The sequence below is a fragment of the Nostocoides sp. genome, assembly GCF_037045025.1.
Lineage (GTDB): Bacteria > Actinomycetota > Actinomycetes > Actinomycetales > Dermatophilaceae > Nostocoides_A.
Window position 1 is genome coordinate 109,627 of record NZ_JBAOHM010000007.1, and the last position, 22,100, is coordinate 131,726.

At 67.7% G+C, this 22,100-nt stretch carries 27 protein-coding genes and 2 pseudogenes; 16 read left to right on the top strand and 13 right to left on the bottom strand.

Features of this window, described 5'->3' with window-relative positions; genetic code table 11:
• Nucleotides 1-37: 37 nt before the first annotated feature.
• Complete coding sequence (locus V9G19_RS05120) at nt 38-385, bottom strand: hypothetical protein (RefSeq protein ID WP_462284414.1); 348 nt, start codon at nt 383-385, stop codon at nt 38-40.
• Nucleotides 386-479: 94 nt separating this feature from the next.
• Nucleotides 480-794, bottom strand: a complete 315-nt coding sequence (locus tag V9G19_RS05125) for a hypothetical protein (protein ID WP_462284415.1) — start codon at nt 792-794, stop codon at nt 480-482.
• Between the two features lie 1,248 nt (nt 795-2,042).
• On the opposite strand from V9G19_RS05125, the gene V9G19_RS05130 reads away from it, so the two are divergent.
• The gene (locus V9G19_RS05130) at nt 2,043-2,324 is read left to right on the top strand and encodes a hypothetical protein (RefSeq protein WP_462284416.1); all 282 of its coding nucleotides are present in this window, start codon (nt 2,043-2,045) and stop codon (nt 2,322-2,324) included.
• 60 nt (nt 2,325-2,384) lie between these two features.
• Here V9G19_RS05130 and V9G19_RS05135 read toward each other — a convergent pair whose 3' ends face one another.
• On the bottom strand, nt 2,385-2,891 hold the full coding sequence (locus tag V9G19_RS05135; RefSeq protein ID WP_462284417.1) for a hypothetical protein: 507 nt from the start codon (nt 2,889-2,891) through the stop codon (nt 2,385-2,387).
• A gap of 126 nt (nt 2,892-3,017) precedes the next feature.
• On the opposite strand from V9G19_RS05135, the gene V9G19_RS05140 reads away from it, so the two are divergent.
• Nucleotides 3,018-3,167, top strand: a complete 150-nt coding sequence (locus tag V9G19_RS05140; protein ID WP_462284418.1) for a hypothetical protein — start codon at nt 3,018-3,020, stop codon at nt 3,165-3,167.
• Nucleotides 3,168-3,584: 417 nt separating this feature from the next.
• On the opposite strand, the gene V9G19_RS05145 is transcribed toward V9G19_RS05140, so the two are convergent.
• A complete protein-coding gene (locus tag V9G19_RS05145) occupies nt 3,585-3,881 on the bottom strand; it encodes a PadR family transcriptional regulator (protein WP_462284419.1) in 297 nt (98 codons plus the stop codon).
• 273 nt (nt 3,882-4,154) lie between these two features.
• On the opposite strand from V9G19_RS05145, the gene V9G19_RS05150 reads away from it, so the two are divergent.
• The 3 genes from V9G19_RS05150 (at nt 4,155) to V9G19_RS05160 (ending at nt 5,586) form a co-directional block, all read left to right on the top strand.
• Nucleotides 4,155-4,394: an AbrB/MazE/SpoVT family DNA-binding domain-containing protein gene (locus tag V9G19_RS05150; protein ID WP_462284420.1), complete on the top strand. Its 240-nt coding sequence runs from the start codon at nt 4,155-4,157 to the stop codon at nt 4,392-4,394.
• Nucleotides 4,391-4,813: a PIN domain-containing protein gene (locus V9G19_RS05155; RefSeq protein ID WP_462284421.1), complete on the top strand. Its 423-nt coding sequence runs from the start codon at nt 4,391-4,393 to the stop codon at nt 4,811-4,813. Before V9G19_RS05150 ends, V9G19_RS05155 begins: the two co-directional genes overlap by 4 nt.
• Before the next feature lie 284 nt (nt 4,814-5,097).
• A complete protein-coding gene (locus tag V9G19_RS05160) occupies nt 5,098-5,586 on the top strand; it encodes a 2-phosphosulfolactate phosphatase (RefSeq protein ID WP_462284422.1) in 489 nt (162 codons plus the stop codon).
• Between the two features lie 221 nt (nt 5,587-5,807).
• Here V9G19_RS05160 and V9G19_RS05165 read toward each other — a convergent pair whose 3' ends face one another.
• From V9G19_RS05165 to V9G19_RS05180, 4 genes and pseudogenes are all read right to left on the bottom strand, one after another.
• On the bottom strand, nt 5,808-6,200 hold the full coding sequence (locus V9G19_RS05165; RefSeq protein ID WP_462284423.1) for a hypothetical protein: 393 nt from the start codon (nt 6,198-6,200) through the stop codon (nt 5,808-5,810).
• Nucleotides 6,201-6,450: 250 nt separating this feature from the next.
• On the bottom strand, nt 6,451-6,753 hold the full coding sequence (locus tag V9G19_RS05170; RefSeq protein WP_462284424.1) for a hypothetical protein: 303 nt from the start codon (nt 6,751-6,753) through the stop codon (nt 6,451-6,453).
• 29 nt (nt 6,754-6,782) lie between these two features.
• Nucleotides 6,783-7,103 (bottom strand): hypothetical protein, encoded by a 321-nt coding sequence (locus V9G19_RS05175; protein ID WP_462284425.1) that lies wholly within the window; start codon nt 7,101-7,103, stop codon nt 6,783-6,785.
• A 214-nt stretch (nt 7,104-7,317) separates the two neighbouring features.
• Nucleotides 7,318-8,087, bottom strand: a pseudogene (locus V9G19_RS05180) (SDR family oxidoreductase).
• A gap of 95 nt (nt 8,088-8,182) precedes the next feature.
• Here V9G19_RS05180 and V9G19_RS05185 point away from each other — a divergent pair.
• The 3 genes and pseudogenes from V9G19_RS05185 to V9G19_RS05195 form a co-directional block, all read left to right on the top strand.
• A pseudogene (locus tag V9G19_RS05185) lies at nt 8,183-8,413 on the top strand (helix-turn-helix domain-containing protein); the annotation flags it as partial.
• Complete coding sequence (locus V9G19_RS05190; RefSeq protein WP_462284426.1) at nt 8,382-9,053, top strand: MmyB family transcriptional regulator; 672 nt, start codon at nt 8,382-8,384, stop codon at nt 9,051-9,053. The pseudogene V9G19_RS05185 and the gene V9G19_RS05190, both read left to right, overlap by 32 nt.
• Complete coding sequence (locus tag V9G19_RS05195) at nt 9,050-9,808, top strand: SDR family NAD(P)-dependent oxidoreductase (RefSeq protein ID WP_462284427.1); 759 nt, start codon at nt 9,050-9,052, stop codon at nt 9,806-9,808. The genes V9G19_RS05190 and V9G19_RS05195 overlap by 4 nt, the downstream gene beginning before the upstream one ends.
• A 53-nt stretch (nt 9,809-9,861) precedes the next feature.
• Here the strand turns inward: V9G19_RS05195 and V9G19_RS05200 are convergent, their stop codons facing one another.
• Nucleotides 9,862-10,200: a MerR family transcriptional regulator gene (locus tag V9G19_RS05200; protein ID WP_462284428.1), complete on the bottom strand. Its 339-nt coding sequence runs from the start codon at nt 10,198-10,200 to the stop codon at nt 9,862-9,864.
• A 61-nt stretch (nt 10,201-10,261) separates the two neighbouring features.
• Between V9G19_RS05200 and V9G19_RS05205 the strand changes: the two genes are divergently transcribed.
• A complete protein-coding gene (locus tag V9G19_RS05205; protein ID WP_462284429.1) occupies nt 10,262-11,455 on the top strand; it encodes an MFS transporter in 1,194 nt (397 codons plus the stop codon).
• A 278-nt stretch (nt 11,456-11,733) separates the two neighbouring features.
• Nucleotides 11,734-13,023 (top strand): MFS transporter, encoded by a 1,290-nt coding sequence (locus V9G19_RS05210; protein ID WP_462284430.1) that lies wholly within the window; start codon nt 11,734-11,736, stop codon nt 13,021-13,023.
• Between the two features lie 34 nt (nt 13,024-13,057).
• On the opposite strand, the gene V9G19_RS05215 is transcribed toward V9G19_RS05210, so the two are convergent.
• The gene (locus V9G19_RS05215; RefSeq protein ID WP_462284431.1) at nt 13,058-13,954 is read right to left on the bottom strand and encodes an NADP-dependent oxidoreductase; all 897 of its coding nucleotides are present in this window, start codon (nt 13,952-13,954) and stop codon (nt 13,058-13,060) included.
• A gap of 97 nt (nt 13,955-14,051) precedes the next feature.
• On the opposite strand from V9G19_RS05215, the gene V9G19_RS05220 reads away from it, so the two are divergent.
• Together V9G19_RS05220 and V9G19_RS05225 are read left to right on the top strand one after the other, a co-directional pair.
• A complete protein-coding gene (locus V9G19_RS05220; protein WP_462284432.1) occupies nt 14,052-14,450 on the top strand; it encodes a winged helix-turn-helix transcriptional regulator in 399 nt (132 codons plus the stop codon).
• A gap of 183 nt (nt 14,451-14,633) precedes the next feature.
• The gene (locus tag V9G19_RS05225; protein WP_462284433.1) at nt 14,634-15,068 is read left to right on the top strand and encodes a nuclear transport factor 2 family protein; all 435 of its coding nucleotides are present in this window, start codon (nt 14,634-14,636) and stop codon (nt 15,066-15,068) included.
• A gap of 233 nt (nt 15,069-15,301) precedes the next feature.
• Here V9G19_RS05225 and V9G19_RS05230 read toward each other — a convergent pair whose 3' ends face one another.
• The gene (locus V9G19_RS05230; protein ID WP_462284434.1) at nt 15,302-16,486 is read right to left on the bottom strand and encodes an MFS transporter; all 1,185 of its coding nucleotides are present in this window, start codon (nt 16,484-16,486) and stop codon (nt 15,302-15,304) included.
• A 104-nt stretch (nt 16,487-16,590) separates the two neighbouring features.
• On the opposite strand from V9G19_RS05230, the gene V9G19_RS05235 reads away from it, so the two are divergent.
• Nucleotides 16,591-16,905 (top strand): ArsR/SmtB family transcription factor, encoded by a 315-nt coding sequence (locus tag V9G19_RS05235; RefSeq protein WP_462284435.1) that lies wholly within the window; start codon nt 16,591-16,593, stop codon nt 16,903-16,905.
• A 74-nt stretch (nt 16,906-16,979) separates the two neighbouring features.
• Here the strand turns inward: V9G19_RS05235 and V9G19_RS05240 are convergent, their stop codons facing one another.
• Entirely contained in the window at nt 16,980-18,344 is a 1,365-nt protein-coding gene (locus V9G19_RS05240; RefSeq protein ID WP_462284436.1) for an MFS transporter, read from the bottom strand.
• Nucleotides 18,345-18,453: 109 nt separating this feature from the next.
• On the opposite strand from V9G19_RS05240, the gene V9G19_RS05245 reads away from it, so the two are divergent.
• From V9G19_RS05245 to V9G19_RS05255, 3 genes are all read left to right on the top strand, one after another.
• On the top strand, nt 18,454-18,996 hold the full coding sequence (locus V9G19_RS05245; RefSeq protein WP_462284437.1) for a TetR/AcrR family transcriptional regulator: 543 nt from the start codon (nt 18,454-18,456) through the stop codon (nt 18,994-18,996).
• A 327-nt stretch (nt 18,997-19,323) separates the two neighbouring features.
• Nucleotides 19,324-20,160, top strand: a complete 837-nt coding sequence (locus tag V9G19_RS05250; RefSeq protein ID WP_462284438.1) for an oxygen-binding di-iron domain-containing protein — start codon at nt 19,324-19,326, stop codon at nt 20,158-20,160.
• A 16-nt stretch (nt 20,161-20,176) separates the two neighbouring features.
• Complete coding sequence (locus tag V9G19_RS05255; RefSeq protein ID WP_462284439.1) at nt 20,177-20,401, top strand: hypothetical protein; 225 nt, start codon at nt 20,177-20,179, stop codon at nt 20,399-20,401.
• 216 nt (nt 20,402-20,617) lie between these two features.
• Here the strand turns inward: V9G19_RS05255 and V9G19_RS05260 are convergent, their stop codons facing one another.
• Entirely contained in the window at nt 20,618-21,937 is a 1,320-nt protein-coding gene (locus tag V9G19_RS05260) for an MFS transporter (RefSeq protein ID WP_462284440.1), read from the bottom strand.
• Nucleotides 21,938-22,100: the final 163 nt, after the last annotated feature.

The window sequence follows — 22,100 nt, forward strand, 5'->3', positions numbered from 1 at the left end:
CATACTTTGCTAGCCGCCCTGCCACAGGGGGCCGCTACTATCCTATCGAGATTCTCTTCGCGGCCGCGAACCTAGCGTTCTTCTCCCTCAGTGGCTTGCTTATTGGGCTGCTTGTCGCGAGATGGCATTCTCCCTTGTGGGCGGTCGCCTGGGCGGCTTCCTGGCTTTGGGTGATTCCCGTGTACAGCGGGGTGCTCTTCCCGTATCCGGGCAACGGACTTGAAGTCTTTCTTTTTCCGCAAACGACCGCCTCCGACCACGGGCCGTTAAACAACACCGTGCTTCTGGTTCTCCTGGCCTGGTGGGCTATTGTCTTGGCCTCGTTCGTAGTGACGGCTTGGGCCTGGCAGCGTTTCGTCGCCGGCATGCTCACGGGGAGGCTCATGATCGCCGTCGCCTTTTCGCTGCCAGGCGTGGCTGCCTTGGGCGTCGGATTGGCGCATGGGCTGCCGAGCCCGATCTTGCGATCCCCCCCACAATCAGCGGTTTGCCAGCCCCTCCGAGCGAAGCTGCGAACGCTCGACATCTGCGTCATCGCCGAGCAACGGCCCATCCTCGATGATGTGCGGGCTCGACTCGAAGAGCCGGTAGACCGGATCGGGTCCGCTTGGCCAACTGACGTCAATCGAATTGCCAGTTTCGATGTCAACGGTCGAGGCCGGGACCCCGCTCCCGGTTCCATAGGGATAAATGTGAGTAGTCGCGGTGCCAGAACCCTTGGGATGGACATCGGCACCGGGCTTGCGGGTTTGGATCAGTGCCCCATCGACGGTAGCCAGCCGGTGGCTCTTCATTGGGCGCTGGCCTTCGGGCGCTGGCTCGCCCGCGATGAGGAGGCGCAAGGGAGCCCCGACCCCAGTGACCAGGCTCTATGGCGTGCGAGCGATGACGAAGTGCGTAGGTGGTATGCCTCAAACGCCCACGCTCTACGTCGGTGCTCCTACTCCGGCCCCGGGCCGACGTGAGCAGCGTAAGAGCTGTTCGGCTGGCCCTCGCGCCCAGGTCCTTGTGGCCGACAGTCATAAGCGCTGCGTTCGTTACTCTCGTGGCGTGGCGCTGGCCAGAGGCCTTCGTGGTAGTTGGCGGCGTTCCCGGGGGGCTCGATGGCCGCGTTCTGGGGATCTTTGAGATGGCGCCACTTGCGATGACATTCACTCTGGGCGTGGGGCTGGCTCCGCGGCTGATGGCTTGGGAACGTTTCGGAGTGCGGCGAATGGGGTTGCTGGCATTCGCAATGGCTGGGGTGATAATACTCCTACCGGTTTGTGGCTTCTTCGCTGTTCTCCAGCTTTACCCGAGTGACGGAGATCCCCCAGCACGAACCCTGTGGCCAATAGCCGAGAATGTCGTCGTCGCCGGGATGGCCCTCGTAATCCTTTTAGGGATAGTAGGGCGGCTCGGCGGCTCGGTGGCTTGGTTAATAGGGCTCTATCTCGCGTACTGGGTGCCAACTCGATGGTCGAATCTCGAGTCCTTTTCACCGATGACGCTCCTTCTTCGGGCAGACGGCACGCTCGAATCAGGCACCCGGTGGCCGTGGCTATTGGGACTCGGAGCGACATCGGTAGCAATTACTTGGACGCGTCGTCTCGTGCCCATAGACTGGGTGCTGCGTCCCGCCGAAGAAGCAGACTGAACCTGGGTGCCTCGCCTGACCGTGGCAGCCGAAGACCGCACTAGCCTGGCACGCCAAAGTTGCACACCAACGTTACGGACTCAACGGCACAAGTCCGCCGCCCCGATGCCGGCGGGACTCAATCGCCGGGGAGCGCACGGGAGTTGCCGAGCCCCGCTGCACGCGCCTCGCTCCGGTGCTATGCCAGCGGTTCCAGCCGCGCTCGTATGCTGATACTCCCGGCGCGATGCGGCAAACTGATAGCCCGAGCCCACGGCCAGCGCACAGGAGGCGGACATGCGGTGCGACAAGTGCCGGAGGTCGATCCTCGGGAAGACCTACCCCACCCCCCTCGGCCACCGCGTGTGCGCCACGTGCAACGACAGGATCAACGGCGTCATCGTCGGTGGCATGACCGGAGGCGCCGGTGGGGCCGTGGCCGGGCCTGCCGGCGCTGTGGGAGGCCTGGCAGGACGGCGGCATCGACTCCGTACGCGATGTCCTGGCCGCCCATGACATCCCACTCGACGCCCGCGGCAACCCGGTCACCGGGGAGCGGACCGGCGTTGCCGAGTCCGGCGGCAAGCGCCGGGTCCTCGTGCACGCCAGCGGTTTCCAGCAGAGCCCGTATGCCGACACTCGCCCCCCTGGCGAATCCCTCACCTCCCGCAAACCCTGGCACGCCAGCCCCGGCTCCTCCGGCTGGTAGCTGGCCGCAGTGCCCGCTCTCCAGCTCGCGAACACCAGGCCTCGGCTGCCGTGAGCTCGCTCACCGCAGATCGGGGTCCACGAACCGACGGGCGTTCAGCTCGGCGTTGTAGGCGCCGATGATGCCCTGCATCGCTCCCCGGTCGCTCGGGTCGACGCCCGCCGCGAGCGCGCGCTGCATGAGCTGTTTGGCCGGCCCGGCGAGGTCGTCCTCCTCGGCCAGTTCCCGGAAGGCGCCGGCGTCCTCGTGCACGCGCTCCACCACCGCCGCCACGTGTTCCGGGGCCAATCCCTTGCGGGAGAGGATGAATTGGACCCAGGCGGCGAGCGTCTCCGGCCAGTCCAGCAGGAAACGGTCGACGGCACCGGGGCTCCACGCCTGCACTCCACCGGGCAGGTAGCCGTCGGCGAAGTCGACGAACACGTCGGCGAGCAGGCCCGCAGTGGAGTCGGTCGCCTCCCGCTCCAGCCCGCGCGCCTGGAGGAACTCGCCGATCAGCTGGGGCGCGGTCCTCGTCGGGGAGGGCCGAGAACTCGGGAGTCTCGTCTCGGGCGTAGGGAGCGGCATACCAATGACCGAACGCCCGGCAGGCGGAGTAGTCCGGGTCGCTCTGTCGCGGCCAGTAGAGATCGGTCTGCGTCAACACCGCGGCGATCTCGGCGAGCGCCTCCCGCGGATCGACGGGGCAGCCCCATGCATCCGACGATTGACGCGCTCACCGCCAGGGCGATCTTGCCGCGCGGGGCAAAGAGGCGCAACACCGCCCCGGTGACGAGTGCCATCATCACGATCACGATCGCCTCACACACCAGGATGTTCGCCGGCGTCCACGACGAACCGTAGGTCGTGTAGAAGCCATCGGGCAGATAGGTCTCTGGGGCAGTGGGCCATTGGCGCTTATACGTGCCGTCGCTGATGGCGCGTGCGATGGGTCCGGCCATCATGAGGACCACCAACACGGTCGCTCCGCCCGCGACCATCCAGGTCACCACCGCGGCCCGACAGCGAACGGGCCGGGCGCGCACGCCGTCGGCCACGAGCGAGAGAAGGAAGCACAGACAGGGGATCGTCACCAGACCGGGCAGGAGCAGCAGGATATAGACAACGTCGATCCCCGGAGGCTGTCCTTCGCCCAGGTGGTTACGCACCCCCATTAGGACGAATTGGCAGATCACCGAAACCGCCGGGACCAGAACAGCCAGTCCCCACCGCCGCCCGGGAGCTGGCCGAGGCGGCCTCGCGCCGCGCGCACGGCCCACGTCATCCGGTCGGTCTCCTCCTGGACGCAGCTGCGCCGGGATCTGCCAACCGGTAGTAGCGCCGCAACCGGCCCTGCACCGTCTCCTCCCGGTCGATCCGCAAATCACCTTGGGAGAGAAGGCGATCTAGTGCTCCAGACAAGGTCCCCGCCGACAGTGTCACCCGTCCACCCGACAGTTCCCCGACGCGTTGCGCGATCGCATAGCCATGCAACGGACCATCCGTCAGCGCCAAGAGAAGGTAGTAGGTCTGCTCCCGCACGTCAGCGATCTCCGCCGCATGCGTCAGACTGGTCACCAGGTCGGGCCCCACAGGCCGGTGCATAGGAGGCGGACATGCGTTGCGAGAAGTGCCGGAAGTCAATGCGAGGCAAGAGCTATCCCACCCCCCCCTCGGCCACCGCGTTTGCGCCACGTGCAACGACAAGATCAACGGCGCCATCGTCGGTGGCATGACGGGAGGCGCCGGTGGGGCCGTCGCCGGGCCCGGTCTGATGAGGTGGGTGCGCACCTCGCTCAACCGGAAGCGCTGACCTACCCCGCGATGGGAGTCGGCTGGTAGTGTAATCCCATGGAAGCGACCATCGACTCCGGCGGACGGCTTCTGCTGCCCAAGAGCCTGCGGGAGGCCCTGGGACTGGCGCCGGGATCGAAGGTCGACATCTCGGCATACGGCAACGGGCTGCAGATCACCCCGGGTGGCCGCACCGCGCGCCTCGAGCGCGATCCCCAAGGCCGGCTCGTCTCCCGCGGGGATACAGCCGTCACGGACGACATGCTGTTCGCCGTGATCGATTCGGGTCGACGTTGACGGCTGGCTCGCCGGTTGCGCTCGACACCAGCGTGGCCATTCCGCTGCTCGTGGCCTCGCACGAGGCGCACGCCGCCGTGGCGTCCTGGGCAACCGGGCGATCGTTCGCCATGGGCGTGCAGGCGCTTGCCGAGACGTATGCCGTCCTAACCCGCCTGCCGGGAGATGCCCGGGTGGCGCCGGACGACGCGGTCGTGCTCATCGATGACAACATCATCAATCATCTCGACCTCCCTGGCGAAGTGACTGCACGGTTGCATCGAGAACTGGCCGGTGTGGGCGTTTCGGGTGCGGCTACCTACGACGGGTTGGTGGCACTTGCGGCTCGGGAGCACGACCTCCTCCTGGCCACCCGGGATGCCCGCGCCCGCCCCACCTATGAGGCGATCGGCGTCCGTGTGGAGATCGTCACCGGCTAGGGAACGCTGATCAACGGGAAGTTCGTGTCCGGGGCGTGATCGCGGCCGCTCACCGGCCGCCGGAGCCCAAACCTCGCCGTCGAGAGGAGCCGGCCGGCACGGTTTTCGCCGCCAGGCGTACCGGGAAGCTTCTCTCGACGTGACCGGGCGGCCGATCACCTCCGCTCGAGGACACCCACCGTGTCGCGCCCGACGCATCGCGAAATCCGAGCATCGTGGAAATCGGAGCGTTGCGGAAATCGGAGCGTTGCGGAAACCACAGCGCGCTTTCATAGCCTTCCGGCATGGGCGTTCGGATCAGTCACATTCGCGACCTCGGGGAGGAGCTCTCGGGTGGCGATTGGGATGTCGTTGTCGTCATCGATGTGATCCGGGCCTTCACGGTCGCGCCGTGGGTCCTGCGGCAGGGGGCGCGCCGATTGCTGCTGGCAGCGAATGCCGAGGCCGCCGTGTCCGCACGCGATGCGCGCTTCCCGGAGGCACTGCTGCTCAAGGACGGGGCTCCCGACCCGCGCTTTGACCTTCCCAACGCTCCGGGCCGGATCGCCTTGGTGAATCTATCCGGGCGAATCGTCATCCAGGCCACCGGAAACGGCACTCGGGCGGCTCACGAGGTGAGCGAGGCGCCGCAGGTGTTGTGCGCATCGTTCGTCAACGCGGGTGCGACGGCGGCGGTTTTGGCGGGCCACGAGCGGATTCTCCTCGTCCCCACCGAGGGGGATGAGGATCACGCTCTCGCGGACTATGTCGCTGTCCGCCTCGAGCGAAAATGAGACTCAGCCGTGCTCCGTGCGAGGACTTTGAGACGGGTCTTGGACGAAGACTCTGAGACTGGCAATTCGGAGCAGCGGAGGACCGTCGTATGAGTTCCCCGGGGTGGTGGGCTTTGAGGTCATCGATGCCGACCGGTTACCCTCCGTGAGCTGCTGATGGTGTGCGTCTGCCCTGTCTTGCAGATCTTGGCCCCGGGGTGGGCGGGGGGAACTGCTGATCTTCAGCCGGATCCGTGATCTCTCCCGAGTGTGTTCTCGGGCGTGGCGCCGGGACGAGTCCATTGTGCGGTGGGACGACTGGTCGGACCCCATGTCGCAACCCCGTCGGCGTCCGTCCGCCAATACCAACAGCTTTCGGCTCCCTCGGGCCAGCCGTCTGGACTGTTCTCCCAGCCCTCGCGGCGACCATAGGGGGTCATGTCGAGCAGTTTGCGTCGGAGTCGGTGGGCCACCGTGACCGCAATTGTCGGGTCGCCACCGGTTCCGTCCCGATGTACCCCGGCGTAGTGCACGACGACGGTGGCGCCGCGTCTCGCGAGCCCGTGCGCATAGGCTCGCCCGAGCCCACCTCCCGCGCCGGTCACGACGACGATCTGCTCGTCGAACCGGATCATTACGCCTCCTCGAAAGGGTGTGGCGTCGTCGACCCCGGTGCGCCGGGAAGAGCAGGGGTACCCCACTCTGCCTGCGGGCATCTGGTCGCTCTCGGCCGGACGGAGGGCCGGCAGCGCTCACCCACCGGCCCGTGGGGCGTCCCTCGGAGGAAGAGCGAGCCCAATGGTGCCGGCGGGTCGCGACGTCCGGGCGTGTCCGCCCGCACGCGTCTCGCACGTCGTATGCGTGATGACCCGACGCTTAGCGCTCTCACACGGTTCGGCGTGCCCAGAGGGTCGCGTGCGCGGGGTACCTGTAGGTGTAGGCGCAGGCGTAGGTGCTGATCTTGCCGTGCGCGCGAAGGTAGCGGGCGTACTCGTCGCATTTGGCACAGGCGGTGCCCTTGCTTGCGTGGAACGTGCCGAGGGGAACGGATCCGCTGACGGGTCGCACCGACGTGCACCAGTCACCGGACGCGGTCGCAACCCGTGGCTCAGCAGGTGCCCTCGGCGTGCTGGTCAGTAGCGTTCCGAGCATCAACAGCACGGCCGTGATGATGCGTCGCTGTGTCATGGAGGTTCCTTCGGTGTGAGGTCGTGACGTCATCGCCGCAGGGCGGCCAGGAGCTCGGTGTGGCCGGTGTATCGGATGCAGGTGAAGTCGTCGATGCGACCGTGGGCCACGAGGTAGCGGCCGTACTCCATGCACTTCGCGCAGGCCGTTCGTTCCGGGCCCCAGTAGGTTTCCTTGACAAATCTCCAACTGGTGCTGTGCGACCCGGCGCACAGGTGCGGCTCGGCGAGCAGGGCAGAGTTCGAGGCCGGGGCCGAGCCGACGGCCGCTGCGGCAGAGCCAGCATTCGCGTGCGCGGGTGCGAAACCGAACAGCGCGAGCGCGAGGGTGATGACTGCGGTAAGTCGCATTTTTCTGATCTCCTTGGGGTTGATTCGGGGAACAGGGCAGGCTCAGGTCAGACCGTTGCCCAAGCATTGAGAGCCGGAGAACCGTCGGGCCGTAACGACGCTACGGAGGCATCCGGGTGATTTGGGAGGGCCGGACACTCGGGGACTGCACTGGGCCGGTGACGCAGCGGCGCCGCCGGGGCTAGGGACGGCAGATGACCAAGCCGCTCGGTGCCTAGACCTGCTCGGTGGGCAGGACCACGACGTGTCGGAGGTTCACGTGCGGGGGCCGGGTCACGATGAACTCCACGAGGTCGGCCACGTCCCCGGCGGTCATCGGCGGGATGGTGGCAAGCATGTCCTGCAGTTCCGCTCGGAGGCGTGGGTTGTCTATGTGGGTCCCCAGGTCGGTGTCGGTGAGCCCGGGTTCGACGTTGGTGACGCGCACCCCGTGCCTGCCGATCTCGCTGGGCTGCATCGCTGACAGGGTGGTGACTGCGGCCTTGGTCGCGGCGTACACGGCGTAGTCCGGGAACGGGACGTGCGCGGCGATGGAGGAGATGTTCACGATGTCCGTGACTGGTTTGCCTGCGTGAGAGATCAGGTCCGGCAGGAATGTCTTGGTCACGCGCAGGACCCGGTCAGGTTCGTGCTGATCATGGTGGCCCACTGGTCACTGCGTGCATCGACCAGTGGGTTGGGCAGCATCACCCCTGCGGCGTTGACCAGCACGTCCACCTTTCCCAATTGGTCATGGATGCGCGCCAGTGCGGCCTGGACCTCGTCATCGGAGGTGATGTCTGCACTGACTGGGAGAATTCGGCCATGCGGCGCGTCGCTGGCGAGGCGTCGCAGTTCGTCGCTGCGCCGGCCGAGCGCGTCGGCGCCCGCGCTGGCGAGGCGTTCGGCGATGGCTGAGCCGATTCCGCTGCTGGCGCCGGTCACAACCGCGACGCGGCCGGCCACGGACTGCTTGCTGCTGGTTGTGTCGTTCATGGGTGTCATCGTGTTCCGGTGCACCGTGGGGCGGCAGTGCCCTGCTGATCCTGGGTCTGGCAGGGCTACCCCGCAGCACGGTTGGGTTCGCGGATACTGAGGGGATGGCTTCGGATATCGGTGAGTTCCTGCGCGTCAAGCGTGCGCGGTTGTCCCCCCGCGACTGCCAGCTGCCTCAGGTGGGCCAGCGACGAGTGCCCGGTCTGCGGCGTGAGGAAGTCGCTCTGTTGTCCGGGGTGAGCCCGGACTACTACATGCGTCTGGAGCAGGGTCGCGCGCGTTCGGTCTCGGCTCAGGTGCTGGATGCGATCGCCCGTTCGCTCCGCCTTGATCCGGTGGAGACCCGAGCACCTGCATCGTCTGGCCCATCCCGAGGCAGCCGTGGGACCTGGTTCGGTGTCGCCAGGGCGCGCACGTCACGGTTTGCGTGCCCTTCTCGAGGCGATGGATGTGCCCGCGTTCGTCCTGAGCACCTGCATGGATGTCGTTGCGGCCAACGGGCTCGCGGATGCGGTCCTGGCCGTGCCTCCCGGATCGGCTTCGCGGAATGCCGCCAAGCAGGTCTTTCTGGACCCGGCGGCTCGCGCGCTCTACCCGGACTGGGCGAAGGTGGCCGGCGACACTGTGGCCCACCTGCGACTGATGACCGGACGGCATCCTCACGATCGTGCGCTGTTCGCTCTAATCGGAGAGCTCACGATCGGCAGCGATGACTTCGTGCGACTGTGGTCCCGACAGGAGGTGATGGTCAAGTCGCATGGCACGAAGCTGCTCGCCCATCCCAGCGCTGGTCGGCTCGGTTTCGCGTACGAAACCTTCGTACTGCCGGAGGACCTCGACCAGATCCTGGTGACGTACACACCAACGGATCCTGAGACGCATGCCGCCCTGTCCGTGCTTGCATTGGGAGACCGGGCCGCGGTCCACGCATCGGCGCCCGCCGCTGCGCTTCCCACGGTTAGGGTCGCCGAATGAGGTTGCGGGCGAAGCGGTGTCTGGTCGTCGGGGGCGGCGGTGAGGGGATCGGACGGGCCATCACGCGCGCTTTCGGGCAGGAGGGAGCCCGCGTCGTCGTCGCGGATCTCGATGGCGACCGGGCGGTCGAGGCGGCCCGCGAGCTGGCTGATCGTGGCTTGCCGTTGACTGTGGACGTGCGGTCCCGGGCCGAGCTGACCGGCCTGGTCGATCAGGCCGTGCGGTGGCTCGGCGGCCTTGATGTCGTGGTCACCGTCGTTGGCGGTCAGATGGCACATGTTCCTGCTGTGACGCTGCACGACATCGAGGACCAGGACTGGGACACGATGTACGAGCTGAACCTCCGCTACGTCGCCCGCCTGCTGCGGCTGGTCCTGCCCGTCCTTCAGCGTCAGGGCCGCGGGGGCGTGATCGTGAGCGTCGGATCGGTCGCGGGCGTGATGGCGGCACCGCACCAAGCCGGGTACGGCGCGATGAAGGCGGGCCTGTTGAGTTTGGCGCGGACGGTCGCGGCGGAGTACGCGCACGCCTCCATCCGGATGAACGTCATCGTCGCAGGGGCCATCGCAACGGCCGCGTCGTCGAACGAGCCCACCGACGAGTGGATCGCGGAGGTGCCGTTGGGGCGTTACGGCACGAGCGCAGAGGTGGCTGCGGCCGCCGTGTACCTGGCGTCGGACGACGCGAGGTACATGACCGGTCAGCAGTTGGTCCTGGACGGTGGCGTCTCGGTTCGAGGCCCATTCTCCTCATAGTCCCCGAGGATCATGCTCGTCGGAGTTCACGTCTCCCGACGGCGGCGGACGGGTCAGGTTGTGCTCTCGAGCAGTTCGTCCAGGGTGGCCCGGGCCGAAACCAGTGATGCGATCGTTTCCGTCATCCTGGCGCGCTCTGTCAGGAGGCGTTCTCGGCAGTCGACGAGTAGCAGCTCCTCGCCTGCCATGCATGTCAGGATCTGGCGGATGAGGTCGAGGTTCAGGCCAGCGCGAAGCAGTGTCTGCACCAGGTGCACCACGCGCAGGTCGTCGTCACTGTAGACGCGGTACCCGCTAGGGGTTCGTTGGGGTCTCAGCACGCCAGCGTCCTCGTAGTGGCGCAGGGCCCGCGGGCTGGCTCCGGTCCGGCGGGCGGCTTCGCCGATCCTCATCCTGGGGCCCTCCGCTCAATCGCTTGACCTTCACGTTGACGTGAGACTTTACCGTTCCTGCATGTCACGCGTTCTACCGTTGGGGTTCTGCGTCTTCGCGATCACGTCCGGAGAGTTCGTCGCCGCTGGGCTCCTGCCGGTTGTGGCTGGCGACCTCGCCGTGTCGCCCGGTGTCGCGGGCCTGATCGTGACCGCCTACGCCCTCGGGATGATCATCGGCGGCCCGATCCTGACCGCCCTGGTGGCACGCACCGACCGACAGCACGTCCTGCTAGGCCTGTTGGCCGTGGCCTTGGTGGGCAACATCGCGTCCGCGGTCGCCTCGACGTTTTCGATGCTCCTGGGTGCGCGGTTCGTGTCCGGGTTGGTCACCTCGACTTTCTTCGCCCATGCCCTGGTCATCGCCGTCGAGCACGGCCCGCCGGACAGGGCGGCGACCACCGTTTCACGACTAACGTTGGGCATGAACTTGGCGATGGTCGTGGGGGCACCGGCGGGAACGGTTCTCGGTGGCCTGGGGGGCTGGCGCGTCACCTACGCCCTGATCGCCGCCGGGTGCGCCGTCGGCTTCCTGTGGATCGCACTCCGTGTTCCACGCCAGCCGGTACAGCGCCGCGGATCGGCGCTGACCGAGCTTTGGGCCCTGCGCGACCCGCGGGTTGTTCGCGCCCTCGCCACGACTGCGGTCGCCAACTGTGGTGCCTTGATGGTGTTCGTCTTCCTGGGCCCGTTCCTGGGACGCGTCGCGGGGGTGGCGGGCGACCAACTGCCGGCGGTGATCCTCACCTTCGGACTGGGAGGAGTGGCCGGGAACCTGATCGGCGGGCGCCTGTTCGATCGTCATGGTCGCGGCTACCAGGTCGCCGCGCTCACAACGCTGGCTTTCGTCCTGGTCCTGTTCTGGGTCGCCGTGGCGGTGCCGTGGGTCGGCCTCGTGATGACCGGCGTGTTGGGAGCAGCCTCGTTCTCGGTCATCCCCGGGATGCAGGCCACCGTCATGGCGGCCGCCGCCAAGGCACCGACGCTGTCGCTGGCGGTCAACGCATCTGGCTACCAGGTGGCGGCGTTCAGTGCCGGGATCGTGGGTGGTGCGATCGTCGACTCCGCCACGGGTCCACGCCCCCTTCCCGTTGTGGGGGCGATCCTGACGCTCGCCGGCCTGGCCCTGTATGTCACCGGTGCCGCGGCTCGGGCCACCACGCAGGAGGCGTCACGTGCTGATGGCCACGCGCGACCACCTCGACCCGGTGCCTGAGCCTGCTTCCGACCGTGCTCATGCTTGAGATGACCGGTGGGAGCGAGTGGCGGGTCGTTGTGGCCCACCACGAAAGGGACTGAACTGGGTCTCTTCGTGCCCCGTCGATCTCCCCTACCGTTGGGTTTGCGGTCAGGAGAGACCGCTGGCCCTTGGACATGCTCTCAGGGGTCGCCGCACGCGCGAGAGGGAGGCACGCACAATGACCGTGCCACATCGCCGGCGGTGACGGGCACGCTCGCAGCTGGGGACCGCACCCCTGCCGTCGTGCCGCGACGGTGAAAGGGGACCGGCATCGCCCACCGCCGGGGATCCGGCGGCGGGCGTGGCCGGATGCCAATTTCCGTCGCCTGTGGGTCGGGTCCAGCGCCTCCTGGTTCGGAGCCGAGATTGGAGAACTCGCCCTGCCACTGCTGGCGTTGATCACCTTGTCAGCAACCCCTGGCGAACTGGGTCTGCTGCGCGTGCTGCAGTTCCTGCCGTTCCTGCTGTTCACCTTGCCCTTCGGCGTCGTCGTCGACCGCTGCCGCAAGCGTCCCCTGATGATCGGCGCCGATCTGGGGCGGTTCGTGCTCGTCGCGGCCATCCCTGTCGGGATCTGGCTGGGTGCCGGGCGGATCGAGCTGGTGTATGCGATTGTCTTCGCCGCGTCGGTCCTGACCGTTCTCTACCAGCTGTGCGACTTCGCCTTCCTTCCCCACGTCGTGGAGAGCGGAGTCCTGCTGGATGCCAACAGCAAGCTGACCGCAACCCAGTCGGCCGCGGAGATCGGCGGTAAGGGCCTCGGGGGCCTCTTGGTCCAGGCCTTTACCGCGCCGTTCGCTGTCCTGGTCAATGCGACCGGCTATCTCGCCTCCGCGATCGCGATCGCGCGCATCGACGCAACCGAACCGCCGCGGCGGGCCCCCGCCCGCCCCGCGTGGCGCGACGTCGCGGATGGTATCCGCGTCGCAGCGCGCGACAAGTACCTGCGTCCCTTGGTCGCGGAGTCCACGACGTTCAACTTCTTCTTCGAGCTCTTCCTGGTCGGTCTCATGGCGTACGCAGTCCGAGACCTCGCGATGAGTCCGGCCTTGATCGGTCTGGCATTCACGATCGGAGCGTGCGGGACCTTCCTCGGTGCCTGGTTCGGGGCACGGGCGACGGGCCGCTACGGATACGGCCGTGTCCTACTCGTCACGATCCTGGTCGGCAACTCGGCATCGGTCCTGTTGATCCTGTTCACGGACCGGTCCACGGCGATGGCGGTCCTTTCGCCGGTCTTCTTCCTCATGGGACTGGGAACGGGGGTCGCCAACGTGCACGCCACGAGCCTTCGCCAGACGGTGGTCCCCAACGCGCTCCAAGGGCGCGTCAATGCTGCCTACCGGATGGTGTCCTGGGGTGCCGTCCCGCTCGGGGCTGGTCTCGGAGGCACCATCGCCGCCCAGACCGGGTCCCATGCAGCGATGCTGGTCGGCGCGTTGGGCATACCGACCGGCACGATATGGATTGCGATGTCGGCGATCCCGCGCCTTCGCACCATCGAGGACGCAGCCATCACGCCGACGAGCGGGGAGCCGGCGTAGGCCCGCGGTCGGGGGCTGCGCTAACGGGGCCCGCTCAGGGGATCAGCATCCACCGTCCGCGCTGGCCACCGCCTGCTACGCGCTGGTAGCCGCGCGCCGCTTCGCTGAGAGGGGCCCGGCCGGCTATTCGGGGCAGCAGGTCGCCAGTGACGGTCATAGCCAGGAGCGCTTCGAGCAGGTCCCCGTCCTCCTGGACGAACAGGGACTCGACCGTGACCGACCGTTGAGGGGTGATCGGTGCGGCCGGAGCGACGCCGACGATGACACCCCGGTCGCGGACAGCCGCGATGGCGTCATCCGGCAGGACGGCTGCGTCGAGGACGGCGTCGTAGGACGTCGCCTCGATACTGGTCGCCAGGGTGGCCCCGCTGCGCGTCACGAACTCCTCGTCGGCTTCCCTGGCGAGACCCGTGACCACCCAGCCCGCGCGCCGAGCGAGCGAGAGCGCGTGCCCGCCGAGTGCCCCGGCGGCGCCGGTCACAAGCAGGGAGCGCCCCTCACCGGGACCCAGGAGCGCCACAGCCTGGTACGCAGACAGCGCGGTCAACGGCATGGATGCGGCATCCACCAGGTCGAGCGTCGCCGGGACCCGGGCGACCGCCTGTCGTGGCAGGACGGTCGAGTCCGCGTGGGTCCCGACGCCTGGCTTGCGGGCAATCACGTTCAGCATGCCCGCGACCCTGTCCCCGACCTCCAGGTCGGTGACAGCGCGGCCGACCTCGGCGATCGTGCCGCTGACGTCCCAGCCCAGCCCGATCGGCTCGGGAAGGTCAACTGCCGCGCGAACGGGTCCGGCGACGATGCCGACGTCGACGGGGTTGATCGCCGCGGCCGCAACGCGGATGCGGACATCGGTGGGTCCGAGACCCGGCTCCTGGACGTGGTCGAGAACCGGTGAAGTGCTGGTGGAGTAGGCGACCAGAGCGCGCATGAAGACCTCCTGTGTTGTGGTGATCTCAGCATCCGTGAGCTACTCTCTAATGGGAAGTAGGCACCTGATTGTGCGGTAGAGCCTTGGAGGAGAGCGCGTGGCGACCCAGACGGCGCAGCAACGACGCGACGACGCCAAACTGCGATTCGACGCCTACCTTGCGGGGTGTCCGAGCCGGCGCCTGCTGGACCGGATCGCCGACAAGTGGGTCGCGCTTGTTCTCAAGTCGTTGGCTGCGGGACCCCAGCGCTACTCCGACCTCGCCCGGCAGCTGGCCGGTGTCAGCCAGAAGATGCTGACGCAGACACTGCGGAATCTGGAGCGCGACGGCCTCCTCACCCGCACTGTGACTGCGGAGGTCCCCGTGCGGGTCGACTATGAGCTCACCCCATTGGGGTCCTCCCTCGGACAGCTCCTCGGCGACCTGAAGTCGTGGGCAGAGGAACACATGCCTGACGTCGACGAGGCCAGGCAGCGCTACGACCGTCGCACCTAGGGTCCAGTCCCGGCAGATCGGGCAGACCTCCGAGTCGGGTGCGGCCGCCCGCTGGCGGGGCCCGGATACCCGACATCGGGCGTCGTGGCGTCCCCAATGGGCAGCACGGGGTTTCTGGTCGCCTGAATGGCATCACCAGCTGCCTTGGGGGCCCTGGTCGGGTTCTGCCCGCACAGTTGCGCGTTGCGCGCGGTTCGGGCGACGGGTCAGCATGGTGGCGTGAGTGATGAGGTGGACCGGATCCACATCCACGAGACCATCAACCGCCATGGGCACATCGTGGACGTGGGTGCGTTCGATAGCCTGGCCGAGGTCTTCACCGAGGACGTCGTCTACGACGTGTCGGCGCTGGGCGGCGGTGTGCTGTCCGGGCCGGACGCGGTTGCCCGCGCGGGCTTGGCTCTGGGTGACCGCAACCCCTTGGGCCATCACGTCACGAACATCGTGGTCCTCGAGATCGGGCTCGACCGAGCGCACGCACACAGCAAGGGCCTGGCGGTGATGTCGGACGGAACCACGGGCAGCGTGGTGTACGAGGACGAGCCACGCCGAACCGACAAGGGATGGCGCATCGCGGTACGACGCGTGCTGCCCCGTCGGCAGCCACTGTCTCCGTGACGCAGCCGCCGGCTCATGACAGGCTCGACACCCCGGACCAACGCTCTCGTCGGCTGCGAGCCGTGGGCCCCGTACTCGATGAGCGCGCCAGCCTGGCGTGGGGAGAACCCGCTTGGGCCTCCATCAGTCACGGCGGTCCCGTGGTGATCGGGAGCGTAGTCGCGAGGGACACCACCCACCGGGGTGACCCGGCTTCGCCCTGAGCGAGCGAACCGCCGAGCCTGTTTCCACCCTCACCGCACAGGGTCCGCGCCGGCAACGCAGGTCGCAGTGGTGCTCGGTCGTGGGTTCGATCGGCGTGAGGTAACGAGGGTGAGCGGGAGGGCCATGGCCGTGAGTGCTGCTGCCGGCAGGCCGAGGGCCGACGCCGGGAACCAAGCTTGCGCGAGGCCACCCAAGGCAGCACCCGCGGCGATGCCGAGGTAGATCGCAGACGAGTTGAGACCCAACAGCACCGGGGACGCGGCGGGCGCGAATGTGACGAGCTGTTGCTGTTGCGGCACGGTGGGCAAGCCGACCGCGACACCCCACGCCACTATCCAGATGAATGTCGGCGGCAGACCGTGCACCATCATGGGGCTGGCGCCCAGAGTCGCCGTGAGTGCGACCAGGGCCCCGGCCACGACGGTCTGCGGGGGAAAGCGATCGGCGAGGCGCCCAGCCAACACAGTCCCCGCCAGGACTCCGACACCCCACGCGAACAGGAGCAGAGTGAGGGTCCAGGGCGAAGGCCCGATGGTGCCGCGCAGGGCGGCCCCGATGTAGGTGTAGAGCAGGTATGGCCCCGCCATCGACATCAGCGTCACCATGAGGACCCGCAGCACTCGGGCGTCACGCAGCGGCGTCAGCCTCCCTCGGAATCCGGTCCCGGGCAGTCGAACCAGAGGAACACCAAGGGCAACGCCGACGGCGGCCACCGTCCCGACTGCTCCGACCGCCCAGAGGGTCAACCGCCAGTCCGCGCGTCCGATCAACGTGCCCAGCGGGAGCCCGGTGGTGGTCGCTAGCGTGAGACCACTGAGCACCAGGGCAAGCGCGCGGCCACGGCGAGCCGGATCTGCTAGGGCCACGGCGGTGCTCGAGGCCGAAGAGGTGATCGTGGCCGCCCCCAAAGCCGTGAGCATCCTGGCCGCGAGCACGAGCGCGAATACGGGGGCGAGTGCTGTCAGGGCATTTCCCACGACGAAGACCACCAAGGCGCCGAGCAGCGCCGTACGACGGTCAAGACCACTGGTGACCCAACTCAGTACCGGTGCGCCGACGGCGAACGTCACCGCGAACGCTGTGACGAGCTGTCCTGCGGTGGCGACGGACACTCCCAAGTCAGCCCCGATCGCGGGCAAGAGCCCGGCGATCACGAAGCCATCAGTTCCCACGGCGAAGGTGGCCAATGCGAGCGGCCACATGTGACGCGACACGTGAGCCTCCCTTCCAGTCAAGTACAGTTAGACACTGGTCAAACTAACTCGATGGTTGGATGGGTGTCCAACTGTTGATCACCATGCGAGCCGGGAGGCGTGTAATGGGTGAGCCCTGGCAGCCCGCAACGGAAGACATCGGTCTGGTCGGCCTGCTGCAGGCCTTCGCCGACCCGATCCGGATCGCGATCATCGCGACCCTCGACGAGGTCGGTACCGAGACGTGCTCGGCCATCGGGGAGGGCCTGGAGCTGCACAAGTCGACGCTGTCGCACCACTATCGTGTGCTGCGCGAAGCGGGCGTGACGTTCACCGAGGTGCGAGGTCGGACTCGGTTCGTCCGCCTGCGGCGCGACGACCTCGATACTCGATTCCCAGGCCTTCTCGAGCGTGTGCTGACCGCGGCGCGCATCGATTAGGGCGGTAGATGACCGAGCCGGGACCGAGGAGGTCAAGGTGAAAGGGTCTGGCTCGCGTTGGTTCCTGTCATCCGCTACGGGGGTCCTGGTGAGTTCAATTGGGTTCTCGGTTTCCGGAGCAGGTACGCCGCGCAGACCGTGACGGCGACGCTGAGGACAGTGCCCCAGCTCACGGTGGTCGCCAGCGCGCGAGCCAGAACCGGTTGGGTCCGGCCGGTCTCGGTGAGGACTCCGACGAGGATCGCCACTCCGAGAGCGGATCCGGTGTACTGGGCGGCTTGGAGGACTCCGGACGCGGACCCGGCCAGGTCTGGGGGTACCTCGGCGAGGATGATGCTGGACAAGGGGACGAAGGTCAAGCCTCCTCCGACACCGAGGACGACCATGGGTGCGAGCATCTCAGTCAGGTAGCTCGAGGCACCGTCGAGGCGACCGAGCCACAGCATGGCGGCGCTCATCAGGAGCGTTCCTGCGAGTACGAGCTCGTGCGCTCTTAGGCGTTTCATGGCGTGCGGAACAAGGCGGGCCAGGACCAACTGGGGGATCATCACGGCCAGGAACGCCAGTCCAGCGTGAATTGCGTCGAACCGCAGCACCAACTGCAGGAACTGAGTGAGCAGGAAGAAGGTGCCGAACATCGCGCCGCTGGCCAGGAGGGCCGCCAGGTAGCCGGCACCCCGGCGTGGATGTGCCAGAAGGCGCAGGGGAACCAGGGGCCGGGCAGCGCGTCGTTCGATGAGGGTGAACGTAGTGAGCAGGGTCGTGGCGGCGACCAACGGCAGGACGGCTGTCGAAGCGGTCCAGCCGCCCGAAGCGGCGTTGGTGAGCCCGAGGACCAGGCATGCCAAGCCGATCGCCGAGGTCCCGATCCCGGCAAGGTCGACCGGTCCGTCCTGCCGCTCGGTCTCGGGCAGCGCACCGGGGGCGAGCAGGCACAGGATCAACCCGACGGGGACGTTGATCAGCAGGCCCCACCGCCAACTGGCCGCTGCGGTGAGCACCGCACCTAGGATCAGTCCGAGCGACGCTCCGGTGCCGAGCACGGCGGAATAGACGCCCAGGGCGTGGTTGCGCAGGGGCCCGGCCGGATGGGTCAGCATGAGCAGCGCCATGGTGTTCGGGCCAGCCAACCCCGCCCCGGCCCCCTGGAGGACCCTGCAGCCGATGAGCCAGGCGCCGGCAGGCGCCAACCCTCCGGCCAGCGAGGCGACGGTAAATAGCGCCACGCCGGTCATGAGCATTCGGCGACGTCCCACGACGTCCCCGAGCCGGCTACCCAGGAGCAGGAATCCACCGAGCGTGACGACGTATGCCGTTTGAACCCAGGCCTGTCCCACCAGGCCCAGATCCAGGTCTCGCCCGATGCTGGGCAGGGCGACGGTCACCACGGTGGCGTCGATGCCGAACATCAACTGGGCGGCGACGATCAGAATGAGCACTCTTCGCACACTGAACCTCCGACTTTCCCTGGATCTGAACCGGAGGTAGACTCCGGTTCAGATTGGAATATACGGAGACAGGCTCCGTTTAGTCAAGGAGGTCAGCGCTGTGCGTTCCGACGCCCGCCGTAATCGGGAGTGTCTGCTCGCAACCGCGAGGGATGTGTTCGCTGAGCGCGGCCCGGACGCGTCGTTGGATCAGATCGCCAAGCGGGCTGGGGTGGGGGTGGGCACCCTCTATCGGCACTTCCCAACCCGAGAGGCGCTGCTGCAGGAGGCTTACCGTGACGCGGTCGTGGAGCTCGCGGCTCGTGGCGCGTCCGCTGCTGACACGCTGACGCCGAAGGAGGCTGTCCGTGCGTGGCTCGCCTTGCTCGTCGAGCACATGCGCGAGCGGAAGGCTCTTTCTACGGCCGTGGTCGCGGCGATGGGACAGGACCATGACGTGTTCGCGGAGAGCCACGCTCCCCTGTACGACGTTGGGATCCGGATCCTGGCCGGGGGTGTCGAGGCTGGCGTAGTCCGCCAGGACGTCGACGAACGAGACCTGCTGTGGCTGGCCCACGGCATCTCGCAGGCCACCGACGGCACCGGTGACGCGAAGCGCGCCGACCGGCTGCTCGATGTGGTCCTTCAGGGGCTCTGGACGTGACACCCGAGGTGTCGCTGCGGCGTGCGGAGCCGGCACCTCGCTCGTGCCCATGAGGCGGACGCTCTCGTGGCCTCTCGGTCTGTTCGCCCTCCGGGACCGCACCGTGGGGTCAGCGATGAGTGGATCGACGCGACGGACGAGCCGGCCCTGACGTCGAGGATCTCACCGCCGGCATCCTCTTCGGCTTCACGATGTTCGAGCAGACCCGGCGCCGCGTTGGCCCAACTGAACAGGGGTCGTTCTGGCCCGTTATTTCGGCACGTGTGATTCCTACGGTCGAGGACGGGCTTTCCGCCACCCGACCACCGACCGTCAAGGACTTCGATCATGACCTTCGAACCGGCTGCACCGACCATCATCCGTCGCCCCGAGCGGATCGCGGATGAGACGTGGTTGATCCACCAGGTCCAAGAGGCTCTGGGGGCGCCGCTGCGCGTCTACCTCAACTCCATGGTGATTCGAGGGCCCGAGCCCGTCATCATCGATACCGGCACCGTGGCCAACCGGGCCCAGTGGCTCGAGGACGTGTTCGGTCTGGTCGAACCCAAGGATGTGCGTTACGTCTTCATCTCCCACGATGACGTGGACCACACCGGCAATCTCGCCCAGGTGATGGAGCAGTGCCCGAACGCGACTCTGCTGGCGTCGTGGGCGCTGGTCGAGCGATTCTCCAACGCGTTCGAGTTCCCGCTGGAGCGTTGCCGCTGGGTGGATGACGGTTCGCATCTGGACCTCGCCGATCGGCGATTGCACTTCGTGCGGCCACCGTTGTGGGACTCGCCCACCACGCGTGGGGTCTTCGACCCCGCAACCAAGGTGTACTGGGCGGTCGACGCGTTCGCTGCCCCCTGTTCGACGGAGGTCGAGGAGTCCGTCGACCAGCTCGACCCGGAGGCGTGGCGGACCGGCATGGCCACCTTCGCCCGGCACGCGGTGGCCCCGTGGTTGTCCTTGGTCGACGGGGCTCGCTACCGTGACAACGTCGAAGGAGTGCGGGCATTGGGTGCCACGACGATCGCGTCCGCCCACAGCCCACTGATCAGTGGCGCCATGATCGAGCCTGCCTTCGACCTGCTGGCAGACCTGCCGAATGTCACCGTCCCTGCGGCGCCAGACCAAAGCGTCCTTGACGCCATCATCGCCGACACCGCCGGTGGCGAGTGACTCAAGAGGCAAGTCTGTGGCCGCCTACCTGATCTCGGAAGTCCACGTGCTCGACGAGGAGCTTGGCCAGCGATACCGCGACCTCGCCGCGTGTTCGATCGAACAGCCATGGTGGAAGTTATCTCACGCCCGCGCAGGTTCCCGGGAGTTGTCGAAGGCGACAGGGTTCAAGGCCGCCAACTCGTCGTGGTGGGTTCCCAACGTGGCAGGGCGGCGGGCGTGGTACGACTCGGCCGACTAGCCGCGGCGCGCAGGGTGGCCAGCGAGGCTCTGACGCGGCGAGTGCTGTTCGTCGAAGGACCCTGATCACGACACCCCGGGCACGGCTGGCCCTACACCGCATAGTGCCACGTCGATGGGCTCTCGCGTCCCGCTGAGTAGGTCCGCGATCGGCGTGTGTCTTCGAATGTGCGCGCAGCGGTCACACGCCCGTGCGACCCGCACGGTGTGGGTGGAGCTATCCGGTCTTGGGTCCCTCGAGGGAGTACCGCAGCCCGAGGATGCCTCCCGCGGCAAGGGCCGCGACGGCGGAGGTGGCCAGCCACGGGACCGCTGGAGCCCAGCCATAGGTCAGCGCGAAGACGCCCGGTGCAGCCATCGTCGCCACGGCGAAGGAGTACTGGAACCACGACAGGTAGACGGCTCGAACTGCGGCGGGAGCCGCGTCGGCGGCTAGGCTCATCGAGAAGGGTGCGTGGAGCAGCTCGGCGATCGAGTAGAGGATCACCGTCAGGACCAGTCCGGGTATCGCCACCCAGAGGGTGGCCAGGGTCAGTGAGGCCGTCGCTACTCCCCAGGCGAACCATAGGAGCCCAGAGACGGCGAGCATCGTCACCCTGCCGAACCGTGCGGTCCTGCGGACGGCCAGACCTTGACAGGTCGCGCCAAGGAGAGTGTTTAGGGCGAGCAGGGGCCCGATCAGCCAGCCGGGCGCTTCCAAGCCGTCCACGACGAACAGGGGCAGTCCGACCCCGAGGATGGTGCTGCAGAATGCGAAGAGCGTGTTGACCAGGATGAACATCATGTACGGCAGGGCCCGATGGATCCGGACCTCGGGGGTACCCCGGTGATTGGTCGCGGGGTGGCCCGGGTCGCGGGCGACGAGCAGTCCGGAGACTGTAAAGCCTGCGGCACCGGCCGCCATCCCGATCAGGTAGGACCCAGGTCCCGGCGCGATCAGGAGGGCACCTCCGAGCAGGGCTCCCACGCTGAACCCTGCGCCCTGCAACATGCCGGCGAGGGCGAACCACTCGTCGGTGGATCCGCGACCGGTGTCTCCGCCCGGCCGGGTCGAGGTGGGGTCTGCGGCATCGGCGATCAGCGCGAAGATCGAGGACCAGAACGCGCGTTGGCCCAGGCCCAGCAGCAGGCAGCAGGCCGCCAGCACCGCGGTGTGGGCGTGGTCCGGGAGGCCGGCCAAGGCCAGACCCGCTGCACCGCACGCTTGGAGGGCTTGTGCGGCGACGACGACCGTGCGGGCCCCGAAGCGGCGCGAGGCGCTACCGGCTATGACGGGAACGGTCAGGGCGATCAGGCCCGAGGCGGTCATCAGCGCCCCCGCGTCGCGGAGGGCGAGCCCCGCGACCTTGGTCAGGTAGAGCAGCAGCAGCGGGCCTGCTACGCCGGCGCCGACGGCGCCGCAACCGATGGCGAGGACGAGAGGTCCGTGTCCTCGAAGCGGCGGAATCCCTAGGGCGCGACCCCAAGGGCCGTCAGAGGCGAGGGTGATTTTGGGCAGCAACAGACGGCGCACGTGGATGCTTCCGTTGGTGCCCACTCGCCGCTTGTCGTGGACGCCATGGGGGCGTACTCGGACGAGACCACTCCACCGGGCCGTGGCCGCGGCTACAGTTGGGGCTGCGAGTGATCCATGTTACACGCCCGTCGAGCCCGTCCCTACCGCGGTGTCGCGGGTCGCTGGGCGGTCGGCCCGGTTGAGG

What these genes read in the sequence shown, in the direction of transcription:
- V9G19_RS05120 (WP_462284414.1), bottom strand. Translation starts at nt 385, where the DNA reads ATGAGCCTCCCCGTGAGCATGCCGGCGACGAAACGCTGCCAGGCCCAA.
- V9G19_RS05125 (WP_462284415.1), bottom strand. Translation starts at nt 794, where the DNA reads ATGAAGAGCCACCGGCTGGCTACCGTCGATGGGGCACTGATCCAAACC.
- V9G19_RS05135 (WP_462284417.1), bottom strand. Translation starts at nt 2,891, where the DNA reads ATGCCGCTCCCTACGCCCGAGACGAGACTCCCGAGTTCTCGGCCCTCC.
- V9G19_RS05140 (WP_462284418.1), top strand. Translation starts at nt 3,018, where the DNA reads ATGCATCCGACGATTGACGCGCTCACCGCCAGGGCGATCTTGCCGCGC.
- V9G19_RS05150 (WP_462284420.1), top strand. Translation starts at nt 4,155, where the DNA reads ATGGAAGCGACCATCGACTCCGGCGGACGGCTTCTGCTGCCCAAGAGC.
- V9G19_RS05160 (WP_462284422.1), top strand. Translation starts at nt 5,098, where the DNA reads ATGGGCGTTCGGATCAGTCACATTCGCGACCTCGGGGAGGAGCTCTCG.
- V9G19_RS05165 (WP_462284423.1), bottom strand. Translation starts at nt 6,200, where the DNA reads ATGATCCGGTTCGACGAGCAGATCGTCGTCGTGACCGGCGCGGGAGGT.
- V9G19_RS05170 (WP_462284424.1), bottom strand. Translation starts at nt 6,753, where the DNA reads ATGACACAGCGACGCATCATCACGGCCGTGCTGTTGATGCTCGGAACG.
- V9G19_RS05175 (WP_462284425.1), bottom strand. Translation starts at nt 7,103, where the DNA reads ATGCGACTTACCGCAGTCATCACCCTCGCGCTCGCGCTGTTCGGTTTC.
- V9G19_RS05190 (WP_462284426.1), top strand. Translation starts at nt 8,382, where the DNA reads ATGCGATCGCCCGTTCGCTCCGCCTTGATCCGGTGGAGACCCGAGCAC.
- V9G19_RS05195 (WP_462284427.1), top strand. Translation starts at nt 9,050, where the DNA reads ATGAGGTTGCGGGCGAAGCGGTGTCTGGTCGTCGGGGGCGGCGGTGAG.
- V9G19_RS05200 (WP_462284428.1), bottom strand. Translation starts at nt 10,200, where the DNA reads ATGAGGATCGGCGAAGCCGCCCGCCGGACCGGAGCCAGCCCGCGGGCC.
- V9G19_RS05205 (WP_462284429.1), top strand. Translation starts at nt 10,262, where the DNA reads ATGTCACGCGTTCTACCGTTGGGGTTCTGCGTCTTCGCGATCACGTCC.
- V9G19_RS05215 (WP_462284431.1), bottom strand. Translation starts at nt 13,954, where the DNA reads ATGCGCGCTCTGGTCGCCTACTCCACCAGCACTTCACCGGTTCTCGAC.
- V9G19_RS05235 (WP_462284435.1), top strand. Translation starts at nt 16,591, where the DNA reads ATGGGTGAGCCCTGGCAGCCCGCAACGGAAGACATCGGTCTGGTCGGC.
- V9G19_RS05250 (WP_462284438.1), top strand. Translation starts at nt 19,324, where the DNA reads ATGACCTTCGAACCGGCTGCACCGACCATCATCCGTCGCCCCGAGCGG.